Source organism: Stenotrophomonas sp. SPM (assembly GCF_003105135.1).
Classification (GTDB): Bacteria; Pseudomonadota; Gammaproteobacteria; order Xanthomonadales; family Xanthomonadaceae; genus Stenotrophomonas.
Genome location: NZ_QETL01000047.1, coordinates 21,276 through 28,328, shown reverse-complemented (window position 1 = coordinate 28,328; position 7,053 = coordinate 21,276). Strand labels below are relative to the sequence as shown.

Here is a 7,053-nt window from a genome sequence, read left to right as displayed (position 1 = left end):
GACTGCTTTCATGGCGTGCAAAAGGCGCAGTCGAGCATGGCTCGACTCTACAGGGGCAGGCCCCGTGACCTTTGCTAGACGATGCCCAGCGCTTCGCTGACGTCAACGTATGCGTAGCCATCCTCCCAGGGGTAGCGGTGATCGGCATCGGGAAGGAACATCACCACGGCATCGAGCGCTGCTTCCGGCGCGTGTCGAAGGGCCACTCCGAGGTACTCCTGGTGGAACCGGGGATCGACGCGCCTGAAGATGACGTCGTATCCCCCTGACAGGACGTCGCCATTCCTGATGCCAGGCTGTATCCGATGCCCCTCGGCGAGCATCGCGGCGCAGGCACTGAGCAGAGCATGTGCCCTGTCACGGGGCATGTTGAAGACCATGACTTCGGGGGCCTGATGGCACTGGTTGAAGCCGATGGTGTAGGAAAAAGGAGCTTGGTCGGGGTGATCTGGTTGGACATGCAGGCAATGCCACCCGTAGCGCCGGATATGCTCGGCCACGGTCTCATCGCGGCGTGTCGGACTGTCGGCCATGTGCTTCAAACGGGTGTCGTGGGGGCGATACCTGCCAGTCTGGCATAGCGCCGCCACTGTGCGGCATGGGTGAAACCCCTCGCACCAGGGACGAATGCATCCGCAGCCCAGTCCCCCTGTGACCTTTGGCCGGTCCCCGGCACCGCCGCGCCCGCTACGCTGGACGATTCGCCGTCGGAGAGAGACTCCATGAACGTCCGCAACCTGGTCCCGCTGGGCCTGACCATCGCCATCGCTGCGTCGCTGGCTGCCTGTGGCAAGAACGAAACCGCGCCGGCCGCCACCGCCGATGCCAAGCCGGCCTTCGATCAGTCGCAGATCAAGACCCCGCTGATCTCGCTCAACAGCGCCGACCTGGATCCGTCCATCGCCGCCTGTACCGACCTCAACGGCTTCGTCAACAGCAAGTGGCTGAAGGCCAACCCGGTGCCGGGCGACCAGACCACCTGGGGCAGCTTCGAGATCCTGCGCGAGCGCTCGCTGGAAGTGCAGCACGCGCTGGTCGAGCAGGCCGCCGCCAGCCAGGCCAAGGCCGGTTCGGTGGAGGTCAAGATCGGTGACATCTGGAAGACCGGTAACGACGAAGCCAAGATCGAGGCCGCCGGCCTGACCCCGCTGCAGCCGCAGCTCGACAAGATCACCGCGCTGAACGACACGGCCGCCATCACCCAGTACCTGCGCGACAGCCAGGCCGAGGGCAAGGGCGTGCTGTTCTCGCTGTTCGCCAATGCCGACTACAAGGATTCGGCCAACGTCATCGCCTACGTCGGCCAGGGCGGCCTGGGCCTGCCGGAGAAGGGCTACTACTTCGACGATGCGCAGGCCAAGATCCGCGACGCCTACGTGGCCTACATCGCACAGGTGCTGACTCTGTCCGGTTTGGACGCGGCGCAGGCCGCCGAGCAGGCCAAGGCCGTGATGGCCTTCGAAACCCGCCTGGCCAAGGCCTCGATGTCGCGCATCGAAATGCGTGACCCGGCCAAGCGCTACAACCCGCTCAGCGCCGCAGATGCCGACAAGCTGACCCCGAACTTCAGCTGGACCGCGCTGTTCGACACCCTGAAGGTGCCGGCCGCACAGAAGTTCTCGCTGGCGCAGCCGGGTTTCTTCGGTGAAATGGACAAGATGCTCGCCGATGTGCCGGCCAGCACCTGGCAGGCCTACCTGCGCTTCCACACCATCGACGATGCCTCGCCGTACCTGAGCAGCCAGTTCGAGAAGGCCAACTTCGATTTCTACGGCACCACCCTGCGTGGCCAGAAGGAAATGCAGCCGCGCTGGAAGCGCGTGCTGGAGTCGGTCAACGGCGGCATGGGTGAAGCGCTGGGGCAGCTGTACGTCGACGCCGTGTTCCCGGCCGAGTCGAAGGTCGCCATGCAGCATCTGGTGGAAAACCTGTCGCAGGCACTGAAGGCGCGCCTGGAGCAGCTGCCGTGGATGGGCGAAGAAACCAAGAAGAAGGCACTGGAGAAGTGGGCCAGCTTCACCCCGAAGATCGGCTACCCGGACAAGTGGCGTGACTGGGCAGGCCTGCAGACCAACGGTGACAGCTACCTGGGCAACATGCAGGCGGCGCGTGCGTTCAACTACCGCTACATGCTGGACAAGATCGGCAAGCCGGTGGACAAGACCGAGTGGGGCATGACCCCGCAGACCGTCAACGCCTACTACAACGCCACCAAGAACGAGATCGTGTTTCCGGCCGCCATCCTGCAGGCGCCGTTCTTCGACGCCAAGGCCGACCCGGCGCTGAACTACGGCGGCATCGGTGCGGTCATCGGCCACGAGATGATGCACGGCTACGACGATTCGGGCAGCCAGTTCGCCGCCAACGGCAACTTCGACAACTGGTGGACCGACGGTGACCGCAAGGCCTTCACCGAGCGTACCGACAAGCTGGTCGCGCAGTTCGACGGCTATGAGTCGGTGCCGGGCGTGTTCGTGAAGGGCAAGCTGACCCTGGGCGAGAACATCGGTGACCTGGGCGGCCTGACCGTGGCGTACGACGCGCTGCAGATGGCCCTGAAGGAAGACCCGAAGGCCAACGTCGAAGTCGACGGCCACAGCCAGGACCAGCGCTTCTTCATGAACTGGGCCACCGTGTGGCGCCGCAACTTCACCGATGGCGAGCTGCGCGTGCGCCTGAACACCGATCCGCACGCACCGGCCAACTTCCGCGCCAACGGCGCACCGTCGAACATGCCGTCCTACGCCGCTGCGTTCCAGTGCAAGGCCGGTGATGCGATGGTGCGCGCCGACGACAAGCGCGTGGTGATCTGGTAATCGCCACGGCGGTTGTCTGAGTGCAGAAGGCCCCGCGAAAGCGGGGCTTTTTTTGCTGTGGTGGGCCGGGAGGTCGACGCTACCCGGCCAGCATGTCGCGGAAACGCCTCAGCACGTACGGGTCAATCAACCCACCGGCCTGCTCATCGAGGATGCGCAGCACCGCGTCATGCTCCATCGCCTGGCGGTAGGGGCGGGCGCTGGTCATCGCGTCGTAGGCGTCGACCACGGTGAGGATGCGTGCGCCCAGCGGGATCGACTCGCCGTGCAGGCCATCGGGGTAGCCGCTGCCGTCGTGGGCTTCGTGATGGGCGCGGATCAGCCGCGCCACCGGCACCGCATCGCTGCGGCCGGTGGCCAGGAAGATGTGTTCGCCGCGCACCGGGTGCTCGCGCATGATCGCGCGATCCTCGTCGGTGTGTCGGCGCGGGCTCAGCAGCACGTCATCGGGGATGCCGATCTTGCCGATGTCGTGGAAGCGCGCGGCCAGGCCGACGTGCGCGCGGCTGTCGCTGTCCATGTCGCAGTGGACGGCCAGGCGCTGCGCGAGCAGGCCGACGCGGTCGCAGTGATGGCGGGTGTAGGCATCGCGCATCTGCAGCGACATCGACAGTGCATCGACCAGGCAGGCATCGGTGTGCAGCAGATCGGGAGGGTTGGAATCAAGCATGGGGTGGCGCCGCCTTGGCACGCAGAAACAACAAGGCCCGCGTCTGCGGGCCCGGATGGGGTGGGGTGGTGCATAGGGTAACGCGTGCGCCGGGGTCAGCGCAGCGCCAGGGTCAGCAGCAGCGCACGGGCCGCGTTGAAGCGGTCCTCCGGCAACGGCAGCGGGTGCTTGATGCGCAGCTTGTCCGGCCCTTCCATGGCATACAGGTTGGGCTGCTTCTGGATCAGCTGGATCACCGCCATCGGGTCGATGTTCGGCCTGGATTCGAACACGATGCGGCCGCCGTTCTCGCCCAGGTCCAGCTTGCGGATGCCCAGGGTGTTGGCCTGCAGCTTGAGTTCGGCAATGGCGAAAAGGTGCTTGGCCGCATCCGGCAGCAGGCCGAAGCGGTCGATCATTTCCACCTGCAGCTCGCGCAGTGCCTCGCTGTCACGCGCGCTGGAAATGCGCTTGTACAGGGTCAGGCGGGTGTGCACGTCCGGCAGGTAGTCTTCCGGGATCAGCGCCGGCACATGCAGTTCCACTTCGGCACCGCGTACTTCCTCGCCGGCATCCAGGTCGGGCAGCTTGCCCTGCTTGATGCTGCGCACCGCGCGCTCCAGCAGCTCGGTGTAAAGGCTGAAGCCCACTTCGGCCATCTGCCCGCTCTGGTCCTCGCCCAGCAGTTCGCCGGCACCGCGGATTTCCAGATCGTGCGTGGCCAGGGTGAAGCCGGCACCGAGTTCGTCCATCGAGGCGATCGCTTCCAGGCGCTTTTCCGCATCCGGGGTGATCGAGCGACGGTCCGGCGCCACCAGGTAGGCATACGCACGGTGGTGCGAACGACCGACGCGGCCGCGCAGCTGGTGCAGCTGGGCCAGGCCGAAGCGGTCGGCGCGGTTGATGATGATGGTGTTGGCGTTGGGGATGTCGATGCCCGATTCGATGATCGTGGTCGACAGCAGCACGTTGAAGCGCTGCTTCTGGAAATCCAGCATCACCTTTTCCAGCTCGCGCTCGGGCATCTGCCCGTGGGCAATGCCGATGCGTGCTTCCGGCACCAGCTCGGACAGCTCGCGCTGCATGCGGCCGATGCTTTCCACGTCGTTGTGCAGGAAGTACAGCTGGCCACCACGCGCCAGCTCGCGCTGGAAGGCTTCGCGCAGCAGCGCGTCGTCCCACTGGGTGATGAAGGTCTGCACCGCCAGCCGGTTCGGCGGCGGGGTGGCGATGATCGACAGGTCGCGCAGGCCGGCCATCGCCATGTTCAACGTACGCGGGATCGGCGTGGCGGTCAGGGTCAGCAGGTGCACGTTGGCGCGCAGCGCCTTCAGTGCCTCCTTCTGGCGCACGCCGAAACGCTGCTCCTCGTCGACGATGACCATGCCCAGGTCCTTGAACTTCACGTCCGGCTGCAGCAGGCGGTGGGTACCGACGATGACGTCGATGGTGCCGGCGGCGACCTTCTCCAGTTCGGCCTTGATTTCCTTGGTGCTCTTGAAGCGCGACAGCACTTCCACCTTCAGCGGGTAATCGGCGAAGCGGTCGCGGAAATTGCGGTAGTGCTGCTCGGCCAGCAGCGTGGTCGGCACCAGCACCGCCACCTGCTTGCCGGCGCTGGCCGCGGCAAACGCCGCGCGCACGGCCACTTCGGTCTTGCCGAAGCCGACGTCGCCGCAGACCACGCGGTCCATCGGCTGGCTGCTGGCGAGGTCGCGCAGGGTCGCGTCGATGGCGGCCAGCTGGTCGGGGGTTTCCTCGAACGGGAAGCCGGCGGCGAACGGTTCGTACATCGCGCGGTCCACCTGCAGCGCCAGGCCGGCACGCGCCTGGCGGCGGGCCTGGATCTCCAGCAGCTCAGCGGCCACGTCGCGCACCTTCTCGGCGGCCTTGCGCTTGGCCTTGGTCCACTGCTCGCCACCCAGCGAATGCAGCGGCGCGGTTTCCGCCGATGCGCCCGAATAGCGGCTGATCAGGTGCAGCTGGGCCACCGGCACGTACAGGCGGTCGCCCTTGGCGTATTCGATTTCCAGGAACTCGCCGGGCATGCCGCCGACGTCCATCGCAATCAGGCCACGGTAACGGCCTACGCCATGGTCTTCGTGCACGATCGGCGCGCCTTCGGTCAGCTCGCCGAGGTCGCGGATGATGGCTTCCGGCTCGCGGCCGGCACGGCGCGTGCGGCGGGTGCTGCCGGCGCGCTCGGGGAACAGCTGGCGCTCGGTGAGTACCGCGATGCGCGGCTCATCCAGCGCGAAGCCGTCTTCCAGCGGCGCCACGGTAATGGCGAAGCGCGCATCGTCGGCGAGGAAGCTGGGCAGGTCGGCCACCACCGGTGGCTTCAGCTCGGCGGCCTGCAGGACTTCCAGCAGGGCTTCACGGCGGCCCGGTGAATCAGCGGCGATCAGCACCCGGCCCGGGTAGTGGCCGAGGAAGGACTTCAGTGCATCGCCGGCCGGTGCTTCGCGTGCGGCCACCGGCAGCGGCGGCAGCGGCTGGTCACCCAGCGCATGCGCATCGGCGATGCGTGCGTGCTCGGGTGCCCACACCTCGATGCGCGCGGCATCGTTCAAGCGTTCGCGCAGCAGTTCCGGCGACAGGTACAGCGCCGACGGCGGCAGCAGCGGCCGTTCCACATCGTGGCGGCGCTGTTCGTAACGGTCACCAGTCTGCGCCCAGAAGGCGACGGCCGCTTCATCCGCACCGGTGCACACCACCGGCAGGCTGCCGGCGGGCAGGTAGTCGAACAGGGTGGCGGTGCGGTCGAAGAACAGCGGCAGGTAGTACTCGATGCCGGCCGGGGCCAGCCCGGATTTCAGATCCTGGTACAGCGAGCTGCGCCGGGTATCGACATCGAAGCGCTCGCGCAGCGTGCCCAGCACGCGGGCGATGCTGGCATCGTCCATCGGCACTTCGCGGCCAGGCAGCATGTGCACCGACTCGACCTTGTCCAGCGAGCGCTGGCTTTCCGGATCGAAGGCGCGGATCGAATCGATGTCCTCGTCCAGCAGTTCCACCCGCAGCGGCTCGTCGGCGCCCATCGGGAACACGTCGAGCAGGCCACCACGCACGGCGAAATCGCCCGGGTCCATCACCTGCGGCACGTTGCGGTAGCCGGCGCTTTCCAGGCGCCGCTTCTCGGCCTCCAGGTCCAGGCGCTGGCCGACCTTCAGGTCGAAGCTGCCACCGATGACGTAGCTGCGCGGAGCCAGCTGCTGCAGCACCGTCTGCACCGGCACCACCACCAGGCCACGCTTGAGCGTGGGCAGGCGGTGCAGGGCGGCCAGGCGCTGCGAAATGATGTCCGGGTGCGGGCTGAAGCGGTCGTAGGGCAGCGTCTCCCAATCGGGGAACGCCACCACCGGCAGGTCCGGATCGGTGCCGATCAGGGTCTGCAGGTCGGCTTCGAGCTGGTTGGCGCCGTGGTTGTCACGGGCGATCACCAGCAGCGGTGCGTTGTGCGCGCGCGCGGCCTGGACCAGGTACCAGGCCAGGGCGGTCGGCGAGGCGGGGGCGCGCCACCAGGCGCGGAGCTGGCCGGCGCGAGGCAACGGCGGGGCGGGGTATGAGGTACGCGACATGGACCGC

Annotated in this window: 4 protein-coding genes; 1 reads left to right on the top strand and 3 read right to left on the bottom strand. The window is 67.1% G+C overall.

Annotated features, from left to right (window positions below; genetic code table 11):
- Positions 1 to 74 precede the first annotated feature (74 nt).
- The gene (locus DCO49_RS11590) at positions 75 to 533 is read right to left on the bottom strand and encodes a DUF4262 domain-containing protein (protein WP_116864168.1); all 459 of its coding nucleotides are present in this window, start codon (positions 531 to 533) and stop codon (positions 75 to 77) included.
- Between the two features lie 189 nt (positions 534 to 722).
- On the opposite strand from DCO49_RS11590, the gene DCO49_RS11585 reads away from it, so the two are divergent.
- Complete coding sequence (locus tag DCO49_RS11585; RefSeq protein ID WP_116864167.1) at positions 723 to 2,816, top strand: M13-type metalloendopeptidase; 2,094 nt, start codon at positions 723 to 725, stop codon at positions 2,814 to 2,816.
- Between the two features lie 79 nt (positions 2,817 to 2,895).
- Here the strand turns inward: DCO49_RS11585 and DCO49_RS11580 are convergent, their stop codons facing one another.
- Both DCO49_RS11580 and mfd read right to left on the bottom strand, forming a co-directional pair.
- Positions 2,896 to 3,486, bottom strand: a complete 591-nt coding sequence (locus tag DCO49_RS11580; RefSeq protein WP_108768250.1) for an HD domain-containing phosphohydrolase — start codon at positions 3,484 to 3,486, stop codon at positions 2,896 to 2,898.
- A 95-nt stretch (positions 3,487 to 3,581) separates the two neighbouring features.
- On the bottom strand, positions 3,582 to 7,046 hold the full coding sequence (gene mfd / locus DCO49_RS11575) for a transcription-repair coupling factor (RefSeq protein ID WP_116864166.1): 3,465 nt from the start codon (positions 7,044 to 7,046) through the stop codon (positions 3,582 to 3,584).
- Positions 7,047 to 7,053 lie beyond the last annotated feature (7 nt).

Bases quoted from the DNA above. Each gene is read 5' to 3' on its own strand.
- DCO49_RS11590 (WP_116864168.1), bottom strand. From the start codon at position 533: ATGGCCGACAGTCCGACACGCCGCGATGAGACCGTGGCCGAGCATATC.
- DCO49_RS11585 (WP_116864167.1), top strand. From the start codon at position 723: ATGAACGTCCGCAACCTGGTCCCGCTGGGCCTGACCATCGCCATCGCT.
- DCO49_RS11580 (WP_108768250.1), bottom strand. From the start codon at position 3,486: ATGCTTGATTCCAACCCTCCCGATCTGCTGCACACCGATGCCTGCCTG.
- mfd (WP_116864166.1), bottom strand. From the start codon at position 7,046: ATGTCGCGTACCTCATACCCCGCCCCGCCGTTGCCTCGCGCCGGCCAG.